The sequence below is a fragment of the Halomonas sp. WWR20 genome, from assembly GCF_054602495.1.
Window position 1 is genome coordinate 443,387 of sequence record NZ_JBTRHR010000001.1, and the last position, 17,542, is coordinate 460,928.

Below are 17,542 nucleotides of genomic sequence, written 5' to 3' on the forward strand. Positions count from 1 at the left end.
GAGCCAGAGCCGCCGCTGCGATGCTCATGACCACGACACCAGACGACTTTCCGCCATCGCGCTTCACCCCACCCCTGCCTCGCATCGGGTCCTACGAGTTGCCCAACCGGGTCATCCTCGCCCCCATGGCCGGCGTGACGGATCGACCCTTCCGGCAGCTGTGCCGCGAACTGGGCGCAGGTCTGGTGGTCTCGGAAATGGTCACCGCCGACAGCCGGCTCTGGCATACGCGCAAGTCGCGCTCGCGCCTGGATCATCGCGGAGAGCCCGGCCCCCGCGCCGTGCAGATCGCCGGAGGCGACCCGCAGATGCTCGCCGAGGCGGCCCGGCTCAATGCCGAACACGGCGCCGAGATCATCGACATCAATATGGGCTGTCCCGCCAAGAAGGTCTGCAACAAGGCCGCCGGTTCGGCATTGCTGCGTGACGAGCGGCTGGTGGGCGAGATTCTCGAGGCCGTCGTCCAGGCCGTCGACATTCCGGTAACGCTGAAGATTCGCACCGGCTGGTGCGACAACAGCCGTAACGGCATACGCATCGCGCAGCTGGCCGAAACCAACGGTATCCAGGCGCTGGCCGTCCACGGACGCACGCGTGAGCAGCGCTATAACGGCGTCGCCGAGTACGACACCATTGCCGCCATCAAGCAAGCCGTGGCAATACCGGTATTTGCCAACGGTGACATCACGGATGCGCCCAAAGCGGCGGCCGTCCTCAGCTATACTGGTGCGGATGCCGTGATGGTTGGCCGTGGCGCGCAGGGTAACCCATGGATTTTTCGCGAAATCGATCACTATTTGCGAACGGGCGTCATCTTGTCACGCCCCACCGATGCCGAAACGGCCGATATAATGCATCGTCATCTCGAGGCGTTGCATACGTTTTACGGCATTCACATGGGCGTACGTATCGCTCGCAAGCATATTGGCTGGTACCTGGCCACCCGCAAGGATGACCGGGCTCTCAAAGCGCACTTCAATGCTTTGGAGGCACCTGCCGCTCAACATCATTTCGTGGACGAACTGTTTCGCCGCCCCCCGGGGTTGGCAGCAGACGGAATCAGTGCAGCATGACTAGCAGGCAACCCCTTAACATCGACCAGGACCCGCTCGACGTCGCATCGCATGCATTGCCTCCCCGGCAGCAGACGCTACGCGAGTCGGTTGAGCAGGCCATGCAGCGCTATTTCGCCCACCTCGATGGCGAAATCGCGACCGACCTTTACGCCATGGTGCTTGCCGAAGTCGAGGCTCCCTTGTTGGCCGAGGTCATGCGCTACGCCGACGGCAACCAGACCCGTGCCGCCGAGATACTGGGGCTCAACCGCGGCACACTGCGCAAGAAGCTCAAGCAGTACGCACTCATCTGAACCGATGTTCACGCGGGGGAGCCCTATCCGGTTCCCCCGCCGTGTTATACAAGCGCGTACCGGGCCACTGCCCGGTGCTATCGATGTTATCGAGCAAGAAGCCCATACGGCGACGAGTGGAGAACCATGGCTGAACAACCTCAAGGGGTGCGCCGCGCCCTGATCAGTGTGTCGGACAAGACGGGCATCGTGGAATTTGCACGCGACCTGACCGCGCAGGGCGTGGAATTACTGTCCACCGGCGGCACCTTTCGCCTGCTCAGGGACAACGCGATTGCTGTCACCGAAGTCTCCGAGCACACCGGTTTTCCCGAAATCATGGATGGCCGGGTCAAGACGCTGCACCCCAAGATCCATGGCGGCATTCTCGGCCGGCGTGGCCAAGATGATGCAGTGATGGCCGAGCACGGTATCGATGCCATCGATCTGGTCGTGGTCAACCTCTACCCCTTCGAACAGACTGTCGCCAACCCCGACTGCGACCTCGAAGAGGCGATCGAAAACATCGATATCGGTGGCCCCACCATGGTGCGCGCCTGCGCCAAGAATCACGCGCATACCACCATCGTGGTCGACGCGGCCGACTATCCGCGCATTCTCAAGGATATGGCGGCCCACGACGGCGTGGTCAGCCATGGCACACGCTTCGATCTGGCGGTCAAGGCCTTCGAGCATACCGCCCGCTATGACGCCGCCATCGCCCACTATCTGGGGGGCCGCGTCGCGGGCGGTGAGGACGAGTTCCCACGCACCTACAACGTGCAGTATCACAAGAAGCAAGGCATGCGTTACGGTGAGAATCCGCATCAGCAGGCCGCCTTCTACGTCGAATCCCATGCCAGCGAAGCCAGCGTCTCCACCGCCGAGCAACGCCAGGGCAAGGCGCTCTCCTTCAACAACGTGGCCGACACCGACGCCGCGTTCGAGTGCGTCAAAGCGTTCACCGACACGGCCTGCGTGATCGTCAAGCATGCCAACCCCTGCGGCGTCGCCACCGGCAAGAGCGCCCTGGAAGCTTATGACAAGGCCTTCAAGACCGACCCCACCAGTGCTTTCGGCGGCATCATCGCCTTCAACGTCCCGCTGGACTCCGATACCGCCCAAGCCATTATCGAGCGCCAGTTCGTCGAGGTGATTATCGCCCCCGGCATTTCCGAACAAGCCGCCACGATCATCTCCGCCAAGCCCAACGTGCGGCTGCTGGATGTCGGCGCGCAGTGGCCGGGCACGCGGGTCCGCGCGCATGATTTCAAGCGTGTCACGGGGGGGCTGCTGGTTCAGGATCGCGACCTGGGCATGGTCGGACGCGATGAGTTGAGAACCGTGACCGAACGGGCCCCCTCGGAGCAGGAGTTGCTCGACCTGGCATTTGCCTGGAAAGTCGCCAAATACGTCAAGTCCAACGCCATCGTCTATGCCAAGCACGGCCAGACCATCGGCGTCGGAGCAGGCCAGATGAGCCGCGTCTATTCCGCCCGCATCGCCGGCATCAAGGCGGCAGATGAGCATCTGGAAGTTGCCGGCTCGGTAATGGCCTCGGATGCCTTCTTCCCGTTCCGTGACGGAATCGATGCCGCGGCAGCCGCCGGTATCACCGCCGTGATCCAACCCGGCGGCTCGATGCGCGACCAGGAAATCATCAACGCCGCCAACGAGGCCGGTATCGCCATGGTCTTCACCGGCATGCGTCATTTCCGGCACTGATCGACACGGATACGGCGCCCAACCCGCCAATCAAAAACCGCCTGCGAGAAACTCGCAGGCGGTTTTTCATGGTCAACCGTCAGCCCCCGACCCACACCTCGACAGCGGTCAGGGGCCGGCGTCCGATGTGATCAACCGAGATCCAGACATAGATATTTCGTTTCCAGATACTCCTCGAGCCCATACTTGGAACCCTCACGCCCGAGTCCCGAAGCCTTCATGCCGCCAAAGGGTGCACTGGCATTGGAAATCAGGCCGGTATTGATACCGACCATACCGTACTCCAACGCCTCGGCAACACGCCATACCCGGCTCAAGTCGCGCGCATAGAAATACGCCGCCAGGCCAAACTGCGTATCGTTAGCCATGTCCACGGCGTCTTCTTCGTCATCAAAGGCAAACACTGCCGCCAAGGGGCCGAAGGTTTCTTCGTGGGCGACCTTCATCTCGCTGGTGGCATTGCTGACCAGCGTCGGCGCGAAAAAGCGCCCGCCCAGCGGATGGGCATACCCCCCCAGCAACAACTCGGCCCCCTTGTCCAGAGCGTCTTGTATGTGGTCGCTGACCTTGGCGACAACATTGTCATCGACCAGCGGCCCGATATTCACGCCCTCTTGCGTTCCGACACCGACATGCAACTCGGCATTCATCGCCGCCGCCAGTTTCTCGCTGAAGGCATTGACGACGCTCGACTGCACCAGGAAGCGGTTGGTACACACGCAGGTCTGCCCTGCATTGCGGAACTTGGAGGCCATGGCGCCTTCCACGGCAGCATCGAGATCCGCGTCCTCGAAAACCAGAAACGGAGCATTGCCGCCGAGCTCCAGCGAAATTTTCTGGATATGCTGCGCCGCACCCTGCATCAGCTTGCTACCGACCTCGGTGGAGCCGGTAAAGGTGATCTTGCGCACCAGTTCGGATTCGGTGAGCGTCGCGGCGATTTCGCTGGCACGCCCCGGCACCACGTTGAACACGCCGCGCGGAACCCCGGCGCGCTCAGCCAGCGCCGCCAGCGCCGTCGCCGAGAAAGGCGTCTGGCTGGCCGGTTTGATGACCATGGTACAGCCAGCCGCCAGCGCGGCTGCCGCCTTGCGGGTAATCATCGAGCACGGAAAGTTCCAGGGCGTAATGGCGCCGACCACACCCACCGGCTGCTTGGTCACCAGAATGCGCTGGTTGCCCTTGGCCGCTGGAATGATATCGCCGTACACGCGCCGAGCTTCTTCCGCGAACCAGCGCATGAAGCTTGCCGCATAGACGATTTCTCCTGCCGCCTCCTTGAGCGGCTTGCCCTGTTCGGCCGTCATGATGGCCGCCAGTTCATCCTGATGCTCGAGCATCAGCTCATACCAGCGCATCAATATGTCGGCTCGCTCAAGCGCCGTCATGGAGCGCCACGCCGGCAATGCGGCATCCGCCGCGGCGATCGCACGCTGCGTCTCGGTGCGCCCCATTTTGGGCATACGCCCGATAATTTCGCCATCGGCCGGGTTGTCGACCTCGATCTGTTCGCCACTGTCCGCTGCCACCCAGTTACCATCGATATAGGCGAAGGGACGAAACAGTGGGCTATCTTGCAGAGGAACCATGGCGGTCTCCTTCTTGAGGACGCCACGCAGTAGATGTCCGGTGACGTCGCGAATGAATATTCCTGGCGGACGCCCTGAAGCCGGCGTTATCCGCATCACACGACTTGCTACAGAATGACGGCTGTTGCCGATGCACGCCAGTTTAGATGCCGTGTCTTCTGTAATCGCCGTCTAGGGAGACGCGATCAGCGCTGTCAGAAGGCTGATGACCAGAGCCAGGCCAATGGCGGCCCAGCAAAAGAGCCGACCCTTATAATGTTGAGGCGCGCGATGAATCTGGCGCAGCCCGACCAACGCGAGAACCGCGGCGACGATTTCGACAACCGCCGCCAGGCGATCGAAGAACAGCCCGACGATCGCCACCACGATCGCCGCGACCGCCCAGAGGGAATAAGTCTTGGCGAGGGTTTGCCCCGTGGCGCTGCGGACATGCTGCGCCTCGCGCTGCGCCACCGGCGCGTTGAACACGTGCACAGCCTGATCGTCGCGCACATCGAAACGCACGGCGATCCCCGGCGCCGGCAGACCACGTCCCCGCCAATGGCCGAGCGTAAACGAATAGCGGCTGCCGTCAGCCGTGCCGACGATGCCCGTGTGGGTTTCGTCATCAAAGGAAACCAGTTCACCGTCCAAATCTGCGCCTCTCCCGTCGGTGTTCGCTCATGGTCATGCTACGCGTTGTCAAAAAGGCGGACAAACCCTGTCGCATCCGTCCTTGATCATTCTCGAACCCGCGTCTTGTGCAGCGTCTTTTGCCCAGGCAAGCCCGGACATCACATCCAACGCCGCTCGGACAGGGAAATGGAAACCGAATCGGCGAAGCGCAACGCATAGGGTTTGTCGATCTCCACCCGCGCCGTCAATACCCTCTCGTAGGACATGATGATATCCAGCACTTCACGTGTCATACGCTCGAGAAGCTGGAAGCGGTGAGCCTCGACGTGAGCGATGACATGCTTGGTGATGGTGCGATAGTTCAACGCCTGATCGATATGATTGAACTTCACGGCCTCGCCCGCACGATAGCCGATGGTGGCGTTGATAATCACGTCCTGACGATTCTGTATTTCTTCATCCTTGATGCCGATAAAGGTCCGAAGGCGCAGGTTCTTGATCCTGATCGTTGCCAGATCCTGCTCAAGCGGGGGATCGTTGGGGGCATTCGCCGGCATGGCGTTCTCCAGGCGGCTCAGCTGTTGATTAACGTCAGAAACTCCTGACGTGTCGGCTGATTGTCACGAAATCCGCCCAGCATCACCGATGTCGTCATGCTGGAATTCTGCTTCTCCACCCCGCGCATCATCATGCACATATGCTTGGCCTCGATCACCACCGCGACACCGTGCGCGCCGGTCACCTGAATGACCGCCTCGGCGATTTCGCGGGTCAGGTTTTCCTGTATCTGCATACGGCGCGCATACATGTCGACGATGCGTGCAAACTTGGAGAGGCCCAGCACCTTGCCGCGAGGCAGATAACCGATATGACATTTGCCGATAAAGGGCAACAGATGATGCTCACACATCGAGTACAGCTCGATATCCTTGATCAGTACCATCTCGTCGGTCTCGGAGGCAAACACCGCGCCATTGACCAGTTCTTCAAGCGATTGCGCATAGCCGCGAGTGAGGAACTGCATGGCTTTTGCGGCACGCTTTGGCGTATCGCGCAACCCTTCCCGGTCGGGATTCTCCCCAAGCCCTGCAATGATGTCGCGATAATGGTTGGCCAGTTCTTCCGTCATTATTCCGCCTATGTCTCTTCAGCACCCGAGGGATTCATGTGGGTCCAGCGACTTGCCGCCCAACCTGCGTGGAAAGGCCGCCCCATGCCAGAGGCACATTCTACCCTAGACAAGCTTCAACGCGGACCCCGCAGCGGCATCCCGTCGAGAGGCCCTCACGGCTATGGTAAAATGCAATTGGAAGCCGCTTGTGCTTTAGCCGTGCATGACCGCCGGGGCAATAGACGGCATCATCGGCTGCCGTTCAGGCCGATCTCCATGGGAGGGTGCAGTTGCCTGAGGTCATCTCACCCTATGTGACAGGACAAGACGTCGAGATAATGCCGATATGATGAAGAGATTTGTTTGTGCCTTGCTGGCTGGCCTTTCCATGCCCGCCGTCGCTGCAGATGCGACCATGTCCTTACCCGCCGATGCACGTATCGAGGTACAGGCCATCGATAACGTGACACTGACTGCCGATGAGCCCCAAAAGACCAATGTCCTGCTGCGCCCGGCGAGCCGCGAGGGAGCCGCGCATTCGCTGCCCGAATATTGCCTGATCATGGCCAACGCCAGCATCGACGGCGCCCGGATGCGAGTTGTAGCTCATGCCGTGACCTGTATCGACGCCGAGCAGGACGAGCCCGATATCTTCAGCGGCCACCTGACGGCTTCCGCGCAGGAACGTGACGGCAGCTACGGCCTCGATGTCTGCGAAAACCAGCGCGAAGAGAGTTGTCAGCGAGCCGTTTTGCAGCCCGCCCATCACTTCCAGCTAGTGGTCAGCGAGGATACCCAGATCCCTGCGCTTGAGAATCCCTCCAAGCAACTCAACGAGCGACGCCGCCACGCAGAGGCTGAGGGCACGGCCAATCCACTACCCGCCGAACGCCCCGAACCTGCCGAGGCGCCAAACGCCGACTGACCGCGGATCCGATCGGCATGCCCTTCGCATCGACTCTCCCTGTGAAGGGCAACGCGCCTCCCCCTTCTTGAAAACATCTATCTCACACACCGGAATCCGCCAGCCAGCGTGGCTCCTCAAGCGCTGAGCGTTGCTGTTCCAGTGTGCGGATATGCTGATCCCAGTAGTCCTCGCTGGCCACCCACGGAAAAGCCCGGGGAAAGGCGGGATCTTCCCAACGGTGGATCAGCCAGGCGCTATGGCGCATCAGCCGCAACGTGCGCAGCGCTTCGATCCACTGTAGTTGGCGGCGATCGAAATCGCAGTATTGTTCATACCCTTCGATAACTTCCGACAGCTGCATCTGCGCCTCCTGAGCATCCTGGGCCGTCAGCAGCATCCATAGATCCTGCACGGCGGGTGCCGTACAGCAATCGTCGAAGTCCACCAGGGTAAAACTGTCCTCACGCCCCAACATGTTGCCCAGATGGCAGTCACCGTGCACGCGCTGCAAGGCCGTTTCCGGCCAGGTGTGGTGCATCAGTAATGTCTGCAGCGATCCACTGATGCGTTCGTAGGCCTGCCGCTGTCGACGGTTGAGCCACGAGCCCGCCAGTATCCGCTCCCGGCTCTGCTCGGCCAGCGTCCGCGGGTCCAACACGATGCGGTGGGAGAAAGCGCGTTGCTGGGCGACGGCGTGCATCCTGCCGATGACCTCCCCGAGCGCAAAGAGATGCGCCGGATTTTCGAGTTCGGGAGCCTGGCCGCTGACATGGGGAAACAGCGCAAAACGAAACCCGAAAGCCTGGTGCAGGCTTTCGCCTTGAGCATCGCGCCAGGGCGACGAAACCGGCACGCCGGCGCCGTCCAGCTCCGCCAGAAAGGAATGCTCCTCACGAATCTGCATGTCACTCCAGCGCTCTGGGCGATAAAACTTGGCCACCCAGCGCCGCTGCTCATCGTCATGCAGATAAAAGACTCGGTTTTCGTAACTGTTCAGGGCGAAAGGTTCGCCCGGTAGCCAGAACCCCAGAGACTCGATTGCCGCCACGATACGGGCCGGCGACAGATCTTCGAATGGATGCGGTGTCAATGCCATGAGTGTCCTGTTGATGTTCTACGGTCTGCTAGCGACCCGCAGAGTTTACGCTAGCCGGATGCGATACGCGGCCTGCCTGACGGATTCTTTGCGCTTTATCGGTGCAATGCCGGTGTCCGCGCAATCGCCCAGGCTTCGATATGCCCTGCCCCGGCACTGCGGCAAGCCTTGGCCAATGCCCCTAATGTCGCGCCAGTGGTCATGACGTCATCCAGCAGTACCACATGCGCCGGCAGCGGCGACCTCAACACGAAGGCATCACGCAAATTACGCTGTCGCTCACGACGGCTTAACCCCCGCTGGGGGTCGGTCAGACGCATGCGTTGCGCGGCGATAAGCGGAACATTCAGTGCCGCGCCTATCCGCTGTGCCAACCAGCGGGTCTGATCGAAGCCCCGTTCGCGAGCTCGCCCTGTATGCAGCGGCACTGCAATCAGCGCCTCGGGGAGCGCCTCGAGGCCCCGCTCCCGCCAGGCCTGCGTAAACAGTCGCGCCATGATCTCGCCGGCACGCGGCTGGGCGGCGAACTTGAAGCGATGCGTCAATGCCGCAACGTGCCCCTCGTAGCGCAGGGGCGCAAAAGTGGTATCGAACGGCGGCGGCTGTCTCAAGCATCTACCGCATAACGCCCCGGCCGCCGCCGGCAGTGGCTCGGCACAGCGTGTGCAGGGATGTCGATTCCATGGCAATTCGTCGAAGCATGCCTCGCACCAGGGTAGGCTGTCCTGCGTCTCGCCGAGACAGAAACAGCAGTGCCCCGGAAGCGCGATCTGCAGTGCCCGATTGAGCTGTCCCAGCGCCCCCCTGGGGGGCCACTTCAATTGCCCCATCGTCCCCCAGATATCCAGCATAGGTTTTCTCCGCCATGGAACCGCCACGGCCATCCGATACGAAATCACAACAGGTACTACTTACTCTACCAGAGAGTCGCCTCGCCGCTCTCATGCGTTGCCTGCATCTGCCTGTGGCCTCATGCCGCACGGCAATGCCATTGACTTCACTGAGGGCATGGGTAGAATATGCGCGTCGCAACACGACTGCGGATGTGGTGGAATTGGTAGACACGCTAGATTTAGGTTCTAGTGCCTCACGGCGTGGGAGTTCGAGTCTCCCCATCCGCACCATAAAAGCCTTTATAGACAACTGCTTATAAATGGCGAATGACCGAAAGCCCGCCCTATATCGTCTGTTTTCGGCTCACATGGCCAGCTTTTTCCGACTGAATTCTCGCTACGCCTCGCGACTCAGCGGGGCGTTTCTCGGTCAGGCACGTCCCCTCGAGGCGTTCGAGACAGCCGAAGAGTTAACGATGATTTCGCATGAGGACGGCAGCGTGATCCTGCGTTGGAATCCTGCAAAAGCCAGAACATAGCCGCCCCCAGAAATAAAAAAGCCCGGCCGCTGGGGCCGGGCTTTGATCGCTACTTCCTTGCTGCTTACCATGAGCATCCTGCCCGCGCATCCTTGATTCTTGAGCCGTCCGTGTGCTCGTTCTTCCTTGCTCAGGCTTCCTGCCGATGAGGCTCATAGTGCCCGTAAAAGAACTGCAGTGCGCTAACCCAGGTAGTTGCAATGTAACTAAATCGCGAGCATCTTTTTAGCTAATCAACAAATAGATAGCCAATCAACAAATAGATGATTCTGTTCACCCGTCGCCAAGCACAAAAAAACCGCTCAAGACGGCTATTTGTTTGGCGATTAGCACATGATGGCCTAATCTCGAAGTGAAGCAACGCCGCCTAGGGAAGGTTGGCTATGCCATACAGCCTCGCATGATGCGTGCAGGGCAGGCAAACCCGCCCACGTTGACTCACGTGCCGATAGCCCCCATGTTTAGAGGGTATCGCCAGTGACAAGGAGGTAAGTATGAAACGTGCTATTGGAATGGCAGTGGCCAATTGGCTAAGAAAGCCTGAAAACCGGCAGAAGGCCAAGCGTACCGCGCAAAAGTTCTGGAACAAACGCAAAGGCCCCGGAGATAACAATAATCCCGGCAATCATAATCCCTGAATCATGACCAGACCCCGTCGACTCCGACCTTAGGCAGTATATGGTTGTATGAGGCTTGGCCTGCGATGGCCGGGCCTCATCCGTTTTTGTCTCGTCTAGAGCCTCTTGGCATCACTCGTCTCAATGGGCCGTGGTCAGCTTTCAGATATTTACGGTGCTCAGGTCAACGGGCATCAGCGGCAGCCTCTCATGGCGAAGAGAAGATGAGGGTAATGCACATACCATCTCCTCGCTCAATCAATAGCTTAGTCGGCTTAAACAGGGCCTTATTCAGCGATTGAACATTCAGGAAAGCGTTAAGATGCGCCTCGTAACACACGGTTTCATTACCAATCCCTTGCCCGCCTTAATGCGGGCTTTTTTATGCTTATCATCACTGTCGCTTCGTTCGCCCATGAGATACCTGCGCTAGAGGAATCTGTCGACCCTGGCTGACGGTAAATGCTTCTCGCCTGCCATCGACCCTGCTCAAGGTACTCATTTACACCGCGTAAACGCGCGTGCGAGCCCAGTCCGTTCTTTCGCCGATTTTTGTCTTGTCTGGGCTTCGCTCGTCGATTTTTCAGACAAGACCTAATGAACGGTGTCCTACAAGGGATTGATCAACGTCTCATCGCCCTCTCCGCTCGGGCGGTTCACCTGCGTACTGACCGGCCAGTGGGTGATCAGCTCGGCATCGAGATGATGCACTACGTTACGCAACGTTTCGCGGTCGGTAAGGCCGGTGTCAAGCCATAACGCCAGGCTTTCATCGTCCAGAATCAACGGCATGCGATCGTGTATGTCGCGAGCCGTCCCTCGCGCCGGCTCGGTGAGAATCGCGCACCCGACACCACCGTCCTCACGTTCGGCCCAGATACCGGCCAGGAAAATCGGCTCGCGATCCATACGGCATAGAAAATGCGGCTGCTTGGGTGTCGTACTCTTGTCCCATTCGTACCAGCCATCAGCGGGAATCAGGCAACGGTGTTTCTGGAATGCCGACTTGAAATAGCCAGACGAGGCGACCGTCTCGGCACGGGCATTGATTGGCTGACTCGCCTTACCTTTCGCCCATTTCGGCCGGTATCCCCACCACATCTCATCGAGTGTCGCCGGTTCATCATCCGAATCTCGGCGTATGACGCTAATCCAAGTTCCCGGCGGCACGTTGTAGCGCCGTGTCAGCTTGCGCTCGACCATGGGAATACCCAGCTTGGCGGCAAGCTGGGAGTCGCTGCTGTAAAGCGCGAACCGGCCGCACATGAAGGTCTCTCCCCGAAAAAACACTTCAAGCGTGGGGGGTATTGGGTTGCTCGGCAAGCAGGATTCACTGACATCTATCACAACGCGCTATCACAAGCATGGAGGGAAAAAACGGAACAGCGGATGAGGCGCGAAGGGATGGAGTGGGTGCACTAGTGGCCAAAGTGCTTGTTAATTTCCTATCCTGACGCGAAGCCCTTTTTCAGCGTTTTGTTGATCTTCCCGGCAGCAACTACAGTCTGAGAAAGCAACGTTGCAGGAAGCAGCATGATTCAGGAGCGGTACAATGATCACAAAGGAAGCCATCGACCTCGCCCGCAAGGCTACCCGGCGCTCTTCAATGCATCAGGGCAATGCCGAGGCGGAAAACGGCGCGCTTCATGCCATAGGCGCGGAAATCGCCCGGCTTGCTCAGTTCGGCACTGAGACAGATGCGGATGAAGCAATCGATCAGGCTGTGGCTCGCTACAGCGGCGTCGGGCTGGATCGTGAGCTCGCCGAACATGCCTATCACTGCGTAATTCGCCAAGAGATGCTGCGGCGGGATAGCTGAACGCGACTGCCACCGCGTCTTGCTGTTGCGAATGCTTAATGTTCGCTACCTTTTTGTGAAGATTCCTTATGCCTTGCCCCTTGTCGCCAATACAGGAGCGCACCATGTCAGCAGAGAGCGTCAGCCAGGAAAGAATGACCGAACTGTTGAAAGGCTGCCGCGGAGGTGAGCGCGTCACCGTTGACTACGACGGCGCCACTTACACCGGCCACGTCGCTGGCACCTCCGGCGTCGGTATCATCTTCAAGGCAGCGGATGTGTCTGACGAAGACGACAGCCATCAGCCAGATGTGCCCTATGACATCAACGGCGTCGAGATACAGTTCATCTACGTCAGGGAACTGGAAAAGGATGGCGTCACCTACACGCCCCTCTTCTAACCTGTCCATGCTTCACAATGGGACATCATACTTGGAGAACATCATGACAGTGCAGCCACCGGCACACGGCACTCCGCCGCTACGTGAATCTCCCCAACTTCAGGAGGCTCCACCGCCCGGCCCGCCGGGTGAGGTGCCTCCGCCTCGGGACCCGCCGCCTCAGGAACCCCCCATCGAAGAGCCGCCACCGATTGAGGAGCCTCCCGACGAGGAACCGCCTCTGGAAGAGCCGCCACCGCCTCAGGAGCCCCCCGATCAGGAACCGCCCGTAGAAGAGCCCCCTGCCGAGGAACCGCCATTGGGCAATCCTCCGCCCGGGTAAACCGAATATTGTCAGCCGCAGAGCGCCACGCGGGCTGAATTCTCGCGAATGTCAGCCCTGCGTGTAATGGTTACACTTCGGCAACCGAGCGCATCGAGCCGTGCTGCTGTGCAGCTTGGTGCCAGGAGAAGGCCTTCTCGAGACAGTGAGGTGTTTGGCCACCGCGCTGACAGGCGGCTTCGAAATACGCACGCAAGGCAGGACGATAGAAGGGATCGGCACAATTATCGATGATGGCAACGGCTCGCTCCCGCGGCGCCAGGCCACGCAGATCTGCCAATCCATGCTCGGATACCAGAATATCCACGTCATGTTCGTTGTGGTCGACGTGGCTGACGAACGGTACGAAGCTCGACAGCTCGCCATCCTTTGCCGTCGATTTGGTAATGAACACCGACAGCTGACCGTTACGGGCAAAATCCCCCGAGCCACCAATGCCATTCATCATGTGAGTGCCATTGACGTGGGTGGAATTGACATTGCCGTAGATATCCACCTCCAGCGCCGTATTGACGGCGATGATGCCTAGACGACGGACGATGCCGGGGTGATTCGAAAGCTCCTGGGGACGCAACACGATACGGTCACGATAATGTTCGAGGTTGCTCCACACACGTTTGCCGCACTCCTCGGAAAGGGTGATCGAACTCCCCGAGGCAAATACCATCTTGCCGCTGTCGAGCAGATTGAAGGTACTGTCCTGAAGGACCTCGGAGTACATGGTCAGGTTCTCGAAAGGCCCCTCGATCAACCCATTCATGACCGCGTTGGCCATGGTGCCGATGCCCGCCTGCAACGGTAGCAGCGAAGGCGTCAAGCGTCCGACCTCGACTTCGTGCTCGAAGAAGCGGATCAGATGGCGTGCTATCTGCTGGGTATCCTCATTGGGCTGCTGCACGTTCGACGGGCTGTCCTCCCCTTCGGTCAGTACGATCGCCGCGATCTTGCTCGGATCGATGGGAATGTAATGCGTGCCGATACGAGTGTCGGGTGCGGTGACCGGAATGGGCTGGCGGCTGGGACGCATCTGCGGAATGTAGATGTCGTGCAGTCCGATCAGGGCCTCGGATGCCGAAAGGTTCAGCTCGATGATGACCTTGTCTGCCAGAATGGCGAAGCTTGCCGAGTTGCCGACGGAGGCGGTGGGCACGATGCCGCCATCTTCGGTGATCGCGCATGCCTCGATGATGGCGAGGTCCAGCTTGCCGAGCTGCTTGTTGCGCAGCAGTTCCACCGTTTCGGAGAGATGCTGGTCGATGAACATGACCTCGCCATTGTTGATGGCACGGCGCAGGGTCGCGTCGACCTGAAACGGCATGCGTCGTGCCAGGACATGCGCTTCGGTCAGATGCTTGTCGATGTCGTTGCCCAGCGAGGCGCCTGTCATCAGCGATATCTTCAGCGGATCCTGCCTGGCCCGGTGCGCCAGTGCCAGCGGTACGTCCTTGGCTTCGCCGGCGCGAGTGAAGCCACTCATGCCGATGGTCATGCCATCCTCAATCAATGCCGCCGCCTCTTCAGCCGACATCACACGATCGCGCCAGCCGGCCAGGCGGCAGCGCTGTTCAGCCAATTCCTTCATACCCACCCCTTTGTGATTACGACCTTAGTCGCCTATGGCATGACTGCCGGCATAGTGACAATTTCATGAACATTGCCCCATAGAACTTTAGTCTCTCATAGACAACGATAATCGCATTCGCAGCAGCAGCCAACATCGGTTCTGTCCTGTCGCGTCGTGCGCTGCGCTTGTCTGATCGCTCGAAGAGTTCCTACAGTAGGAAAGATGCTTTCGATCTCAGGGAGGAAATGGCATGCAACGTCGATCCAAGATCATGGGCGCCGTGGCGCTGGTGACGTTACTTACCGGCATGACGGGCGCCTATGCGCAGCAGGGCAATTCCAACGACGACTTTGGCTTCTGGGATACCGATGACTCCGGCGACATCAGCCGCGAGGAGTGGGACGGCGGTATCGCCGAGACGAACACCGACGTTCAGGACGGCCAAGTCGGCGATACCGGCGGACAAGGCGAAAACGCTCTCTACAACACTTACAAGGATTACAACAGCATTGATGAGAATAAAGACAGCATGATTGATCCACAGGAGTTCGAGCGCTTTCGCAACAATATGCGCGAAGAGTGATCGATCCATATCAATGGGCGGCCCAGCCGCCCATTGATATATCGGGTTAAGTGTAAGAAATCCTGACGCCCTTCTGCACGCACTCTTTCATGATGCCGCGCGTACTGGCGGCAATATCGTTGGCCACGAACAGTTTCTTGCGTTCGTCCTCAAGGAAATCAGGGCCGAAATTCTGAGTCAGATGCAGCGAGGCATAATGGTTAGCGTCGAAGCTCTCTTGGCTGAAATACCAGTCACCCGCGACATAGCCGCTGACTTGCGTATAGCGTGAGAAAGCCCATGCCAGCTTATGCTGGATAATGTCTTTCTCCTGCTCATTTTTGGCCGGGATATAGTAGCTGATCACCACTTCGCCAATGTTCACCTGGATCCTTATCACCATTTTGGTCGCGAAAGCGGCAATCTCGTAATACGCATCGATCTCACCGGGATTGTGCATGATGCGAATCTGCGTATTCGAGCGCCGGGGGACGGACTTGAGGGAGGCGTCATTGACAGACTTCTCCTTCCATGGCTCGAAATCGGCGCGAGGATAGTCGATCAGGGAACAGGCGCGGGGAAAGGTCTTGTAGAAGAAGGCCTCCGAGCGTTTCTGTAGCCCCGTGGAGTTCACGTCCTTTTCCGAGAAGAACACCACTAATGAAATCACGATGCCCGAGGCGGCAATTTGCCCTAATGATAACCCCGCCAGGATCCAGTCCTCCTTGTTCCCTCTGCCGATGTATTGATAGCTGACCAGCAGCGAGATGAACAGCGCCAGAACCAGTACCAACAGCGCAATGGTCTTGACCCAGCGGGGAACGTAGACAAAGTTTCTCGAATCCATGATTAGACATGCCTGAAGAACGTGCGAAATGAAGCGATGCCGCTTGGCGAACCAGGCGGCGGATGGCGCTCGACGCGTACCGTTTCGATGGTAACCCATGCCATGGGACAAATGACACGAACAAAAAAATGCCCAGCAGGGGATGCTGGGCCTTGGAGCTTGGCGCTCCGCAATGGGTAAGATGTAAAAGGATCCTGGCTATCGTGGCATCCTGCCTTGCATGCCTCCTTCCCTATACTCGATCTTCCTGATCGCGCACTTCCTATACTGGCGGCCCTGCCTGGCCGCTGCTTACCGCACGTCTCCAACCTTAGTAGCCCCTGCCTGATGTTGCAAACGCATCGAGACGCAAAAACCTTCATCGAGGGGCAGCACGTCGTCAAGACTCAACTCAGCGTGAAGACCCCGCCAAGGACGGCGATAGCGGCACCCAGCAGGCGACTCCAGCGCGCTTCACGGTTCATCAGCCAGCCTCCCAGCGCCTTGCCGCCCCAGGTGATGGCCAGCGTCGACAGCGAAAAGCCCAGCAGATAGGTCACGAGCGACGCGCTATGCGGCAACTCGCTGCCATGCGCATAGCCGTGGAACAGCATGAAGCCCACGACCAGGATGCCCCCCAAGCCATTAGGCAGCCGGGTCAACGTGGCGATGAGCACCCCGGCCAGCAACACGGACATGGCAATCCCGGTCTCGACACCCGGCAGTGCCAGCCCGCCCCAGGCCAGTGCGGCACCCAGCCACATTCCGCTCAGTACCAGCAATGGCATGAAACGCCGCTGCACGCCGGCTTGACGCGCGCTCCACAAGCCGACGGCCAGCATGGCGAGCAAGTGATCCACCCCCAGCAACGGATGCGACAGACCGGCCATGAAGCCACCGTGACCGGCACCATCGTGGCCGGGGTGGCCGAAGGCGGTCGCGGCCGTCAGCACCAGTACGGGCGCCAGGGCGAGAGCGTAACGAGTGGCGTTACCTGACATGAAGTTCTCCTCAGGGCAGTGAAAGTAAAGTATCGGTTCAGGAAGCGGCCAGCGCCTCGGGGCGCCGTTCGGGCAGCATGCCGCGATCGAGAATGAAGCGGATAATGGTCTCCAGCCCCACCCCGTCATGCAGATTGGTGAACACGAACGGTCGTTCGCCGCGCATCTTGCGCGCATCGCGGTCCATGACCTCCAGCGAGGCGTGCACGTACTCGGCGATGTCGATCTTGTTGATGATCAGCAGATCCGACTTGGTGATGCCCGGTCCGCCCTTGCGCGGGATCTTGTCCCCGGCGGACACATCGATGACATACAGGGTCAGGTCGGACAGCTCGGGGCTGAAGGTCGCCGACAGATTGTCGCCGCCGGATTCCACCAGGACCAGTTCCAGATTGGGGTGCCGGCTATGCAAGTCGTCGATGGCGGCCAGGTTCATCGAGGCGTCCTCGCGAATCGCCGTATGCGGGCAACCACCGGTCTCGACGCCCAGGATACGATCAGCGGCCAACGCATCATGCTTGAGCAGGAAATCGGCATCCTCGCGGGTATAGATATCATTGGTGACCACGGCGATATCGTAGTGATCGCGTAGGGCCAGGCAGAGCTGCTTGAGCAATGCCGTCTTGCCGGAGCCGACAGGGCCACCGACCCCGATGCGCAGACAATGATTCATGGTGTTTACTCCTTT

The 17,542-nt window shown here is 59.5% G+C and carries 20 protein-coding genes and 1 tRNA gene; 10 read left to right on the forward strand and 11 right to left on the reverse strand.

What is annotated here, in order from left to right:
* Positions 1-26: 26 nt before the first annotated feature.
* The 3 genes from dusB to purH all read left to right on the forward strand — a co-directional run bounded on the left by dusB (position 27) and on the right by purH (position 3,073).
* Positions 27-1,073: a tRNA dihydrouridine synthase DusB gene (gene dusB, locus ACW4DH_RS02075; protein ID WP_459634684.1), complete on the forward strand. Its 1,047-nt coding sequence runs from the start codon at positions 27-29 to the stop codon at positions 1,071-1,073.
* On the forward strand, positions 1,070-1,369 hold the full coding sequence (fis, locus tag ACW4DH_RS02080) for a DNA-binding transcriptional regulator Fis (RefSeq protein ID WP_459634685.1): 300 nt from the start codon (positions 1,070-1,072) through the stop codon (positions 1,367-1,369). Before dusB ends, fis begins: the two co-directional genes overlap by 4 nt.
* Before the next feature lie 126 nt (positions 1,370-1,495).
* The gene (purH, locus tag ACW4DH_RS02085; protein WP_459634686.1) at positions 1,496-3,073 is read left to right on the forward strand and encodes a bifunctional phosphoribosylaminoimidazolecarboxamide formyltransferase/IMP cyclohydrolase; all 1,578 of its coding nucleotides are present in this window, start codon (positions 1,496-1,498) and stop codon (positions 3,071-3,073) included.
* Positions 3,074-3,204: 131 nt separating this feature from the next.
* Here purH and ACW4DH_RS02090 read toward each other — a convergent pair whose 3' ends face one another.
* The 4 genes from ACW4DH_RS02090 to folE all read right to left on the reverse strand — a co-directional run bounded on the left by ACW4DH_RS02090 (position 3,205) and on the right by folE (position 6,406).
* Positions 3,205-4,662 carry an NAD-dependent succinate-semialdehyde dehydrogenase gene (locus tag ACW4DH_RS02090; protein WP_459634687.1) on the reverse strand — a complete coding sequence of 486 codons (1,458 nt, stop codon included), beginning with the start codon at positions 4,660-4,662 and terminating at the stop codon, positions 3,205-3,207.
* A gap of 171 nt (positions 4,663-4,833) precedes the next feature.
* Complete coding sequence (locus ACW4DH_RS02095) at positions 4,834-5,295, reverse strand: hypothetical protein (protein ID WP_459634688.1); 462 nt, start codon at positions 5,293-5,295, stop codon at positions 4,834-4,836.
* Between the two features lie 140 nt (positions 5,296-5,435).
* On the reverse strand, positions 5,436-5,834 hold the full coding sequence (folX, locus tag ACW4DH_RS02100; RefSeq protein WP_459634689.1) for a dihydroneopterin triphosphate 2'-epimerase: 399 nt from the start codon (positions 5,832-5,834) through the stop codon (positions 5,436-5,438).
* Positions 5,835-5,851: 17 nt separating this feature from the next.
* Complete coding sequence (gene folE, locus ACW4DH_RS02105; RefSeq protein ID WP_459634690.1) at positions 5,852-6,406, reverse strand: GTP cyclohydrolase I FolE; 555 nt, start codon at positions 6,404-6,406, stop codon at positions 5,852-5,854.
* Positions 6,407-6,803: 397 nt separating this feature from the next.
* Here folE and ACW4DH_RS02110 point away from each other — a divergent pair, with 397 nt between their 5' ends.
* Positions 6,804-7,313: a hypothetical protein gene (locus tag ACW4DH_RS02110; RefSeq protein ID WP_459634691.1), complete on the forward strand. Its 510-nt coding sequence runs from the start codon at positions 6,804-6,806 to the stop codon at positions 7,311-7,313.
* 82 nt (positions 7,314-7,395) lie between these two features.
* Here the strand turns inward: ACW4DH_RS02110 and ACW4DH_RS02115 are convergent, their stop codons facing one another.
* Together ACW4DH_RS02115 and ACW4DH_RS02120 are read right to left on the reverse strand one after the other, a co-directional pair.
* On the reverse strand, positions 7,396-8,391 hold the full coding sequence (locus ACW4DH_RS02115) for a serine/threonine protein kinase (protein WP_459634692.1): 996 nt from the start codon (positions 8,389-8,391) through the stop codon (positions 7,396-7,398).
* Positions 8,392-8,486: 95 nt separating this feature from the next.
* Positions 8,487-9,242: a double zinc ribbon domain-containing protein gene (locus ACW4DH_RS02120; RefSeq protein WP_459634693.1), complete on the reverse strand. Its 756-nt coding sequence runs from the start codon at positions 9,240-9,242 to the stop codon at positions 8,487-8,489.
* Between the two features lie 188 nt (positions 9,243-9,430).
* Between ACW4DH_RS02120 and ACW4DH_RS02125 the strand changes: the two genes are divergently transcribed.
* Positions 9,431-9,515: transfer RNA gene (locus tag ACW4DH_RS02125), tRNA-Leu, on the forward strand.
* A 742-nt stretch (positions 9,516-10,257) separates the two neighbouring features.
* Positions 10,258-10,401: a hypothetical protein gene (locus tag ACW4DH_RS02130; protein ID WP_459634694.1), complete on the forward strand. Its 144-nt coding sequence runs from the start codon at positions 10,258-10,260 to the stop codon at positions 10,399-10,401.
* Positions 10,402-10,989: 588 nt separating this feature from the next.
* Here the strand turns inward: ACW4DH_RS02130 and ACW4DH_RS02135 are convergent.
* Positions 10,990-11,646 carry an SOS response-associated peptidase gene (locus ACW4DH_RS02135; protein ID WP_459634695.1) on the reverse strand — a complete coding sequence of 219 codons (657 nt, stop codon included), beginning with the start codon at positions 11,644-11,646 and terminating at the stop codon, positions 10,990-10,992.
* 286 nt (positions 11,647-11,932) lie between these two features.
* Between ACW4DH_RS02135 and ACW4DH_RS02140 the strand changes: the two genes are divergently transcribed.
* The 3 genes from ACW4DH_RS02140 to ACW4DH_RS02150 all read left to right on the forward strand — a co-directional run bounded on the left by ACW4DH_RS02140 (position 11,933) and on the right by ACW4DH_RS02150 (position 12,901).
* The gene (locus ACW4DH_RS02140) at positions 11,933-12,199 is read left to right on the forward strand and encodes a hypothetical protein (protein ID WP_459634696.1); all 267 of its coding nucleotides are present in this window, start codon (positions 11,933-11,935) and stop codon (positions 12,197-12,199) included.
* A 104-nt stretch (positions 12,200-12,303) separates the two neighbouring features.
* The gene (locus ACW4DH_RS02145) at positions 12,304-12,579 is read left to right on the forward strand and encodes a hypothetical protein (RefSeq protein ID WP_459634697.1); all 276 of its coding nucleotides are present in this window, start codon (positions 12,304-12,306) and stop codon (positions 12,577-12,579) included.
* Between the two features lie 43 nt (positions 12,580-12,622).
* Positions 12,623-12,901 (forward strand): hypothetical protein, encoded by a 279-nt coding sequence (locus ACW4DH_RS02150; RefSeq protein WP_459634698.1) that lies wholly within the window; start codon positions 12,623-12,625, stop codon positions 12,899-12,901.
* A gap of 70 nt (positions 12,902-12,971) precedes the next feature.
* Here the strand turns inward: ACW4DH_RS02150 and ACW4DH_RS02155 are convergent, their stop codons facing one another.
* Complete coding sequence (locus tag ACW4DH_RS02155) at positions 12,972-14,483, reverse strand: acetyl-CoA hydrolase/transferase family protein (RefSeq protein WP_459634699.1); 1,512 nt, start codon at positions 14,481-14,483, stop codon at positions 12,972-12,974.
* A gap of 232 nt (positions 14,484-14,715) precedes the next feature.
* Here ACW4DH_RS02155 and ACW4DH_RS02160 point away from each other — a divergent pair, with 232 nt between their 5' ends.
* The gene (locus ACW4DH_RS02160; protein WP_459634700.1) at positions 14,716-15,048 is read left to right on the forward strand and encodes a hypothetical protein; all 333 of its coding nucleotides are present in this window, start codon (positions 14,716-14,718) and stop codon (positions 15,046-15,048) included.
* Between the two features lie 46 nt (positions 15,049-15,094).
* Here the strand turns inward: ACW4DH_RS02160 and ACW4DH_RS02165 are convergent, their stop codons facing one another.
* The 3 genes from ACW4DH_RS02165 to ureG form a co-directional block, all read right to left on the reverse strand.
* Positions 15,095-15,874 carry a hypothetical protein gene (locus ACW4DH_RS02165; RefSeq protein WP_459634701.1) on the reverse strand — a complete coding sequence of 260 codons (780 nt, stop codon included), beginning with the start codon at positions 15,872-15,874 and terminating at the stop codon, positions 15,095-15,097.
* A gap of 386 nt (positions 15,875-16,260) precedes the next feature.
* The gene (locus ACW4DH_RS02170; RefSeq protein ID WP_459634702.1) at positions 16,261-16,854 is read right to left on the reverse strand and encodes a HupE/UreJ family protein; all 594 of its coding nucleotides are present in this window, start codon (positions 16,852-16,854) and stop codon (positions 16,261-16,263) included.
* A gap of 37 nt (positions 16,855-16,891) precedes the next feature.
* A complete protein-coding gene (gene ureG, locus ACW4DH_RS02175; RefSeq protein ID WP_459634703.1) occupies positions 16,892-17,527 on the reverse strand; it encodes an urease accessory protein UreG in 636 nt (211 codons plus the stop codon).
* Positions 17,528-17,542: the final 15 nt, after the last annotated feature.

What these genes read in the sequence shown, in the direction of transcription:
- dusB (WP_459634684.1), top strand. Translation starts at nt 27, where the DNA reads ATGACCACGACACCAGACGACTTTCCGCCATCGCGCTTCACCCCACCC.
- fis (WP_459634685.1), top strand. Translation starts at nt 1,070, where the DNA reads ATGACTAGCAGGCAACCCCTTAACATCGACCAGGACCCGCTCGACGTC.
- purH (WP_459634686.1), top strand. Translation starts at nt 1,496, where the DNA reads ATGGCTGAACAACCTCAAGGGGTGCGCCGCGCCCTGATCAGTGTGTCG.
- ACW4DH_RS02090 (WP_459634687.1), bottom strand. Translation starts at nt 4,662, where the DNA reads ATGGTTCCTCTGCAAGATAGCCCACTGTTTCGTCCCTTCGCCTATATC.
- folX (WP_459634689.1), bottom strand. Translation starts at nt 5,834, where the DNA reads ATGCCGGCGAATGCCCCCAACGATCCCCCGCTTGAGCAGGATCTGGCA.
- folE (WP_459634690.1), bottom strand. Translation starts at nt 6,406, where the DNA reads ATGACGGAAGAACTGGCCAACCATTATCGCGACATCATTGCAGGGCTT.
- ACW4DH_RS02110 (WP_459634691.1), top strand. Translation starts at nt 6,804, where the DNA reads ATGTCCTTACCCGCCGATGCACGTATCGAGGTACAGGCCATCGATAAC.
- ACW4DH_RS02115 (WP_459634692.1), bottom strand. Translation starts at nt 8,391, where the DNA reads ATGGCATTGACACCGCATCCATTCGAAGATCTGTCGCCGGCCCGTATC.
- ACW4DH_RS02120 (WP_459634693.1), bottom strand. Translation starts at nt 9,242, where the DNA reads ATGCTGGATATCTGGGGGACGATGGGGCAATTGAAGTGGCCCCCCAGG.
- ACW4DH_RS02130 (WP_459634694.1), top strand. Translation starts at nt 10,258, where the DNA reads ATGAAACGTGCTATTGGAATGGCAGTGGCCAATTGGCTAAGAAAGCCT.
- ACW4DH_RS02135 (WP_459634695.1), bottom strand. Translation starts at nt 11,646, where the DNA reads ATGTGCGGCCGGTTCGCGCTTTACAGCAGCGACTCCCAGCTTGCCGCC.
- ACW4DH_RS02140 (WP_459634696.1), top strand. Translation starts at nt 11,933, where the DNA reads ATGATCACAAAGGAAGCCATCGACCTCGCCCGCAAGGCTACCCGGCGC.
- ACW4DH_RS02145 (WP_459634697.1), top strand. Translation starts at nt 12,304, where the DNA reads ATGTCAGCAGAGAGCGTCAGCCAGGAAAGAATGACCGAACTGTTGAAA.
- ACW4DH_RS02150 (WP_459634698.1), top strand. Translation starts at nt 12,623, where the DNA reads ATGACAGTGCAGCCACCGGCACACGGCACTCCGCCGCTACGTGAATCT.
- ACW4DH_RS02155 (WP_459634699.1), bottom strand. Translation starts at nt 14,483, where the DNA reads ATGAAGGAATTGGCTGAACAGCGCTGCCGCCTGGCCGGCTGGCGCGAT.
- ACW4DH_RS02160 (WP_459634700.1), top strand. Translation starts at nt 14,716, where the DNA reads ATGCAACGTCGATCCAAGATCATGGGCGCCGTGGCGCTGGTGACGTTA.
- ACW4DH_RS02165 (WP_459634701.1), bottom strand. Translation starts at nt 15,874, where the DNA reads ATGGATTCGAGAAACTTTGTCTACGTTCCCCGCTGGGTCAAGACCATT.
- ACW4DH_RS02170 (WP_459634702.1), bottom strand. Translation starts at nt 16,854, where the DNA reads ATGTCAGGTAACGCCACTCGTTACGCTCTCGCCCTGGCGCCCGTACTG.
- ureG (WP_459634703.1), bottom strand. Translation starts at nt 17,527, where the DNA reads ATGAATCATTGTCTGCGCATCGGGGTCGGTGGCCCTGTCGGCTCCGGC.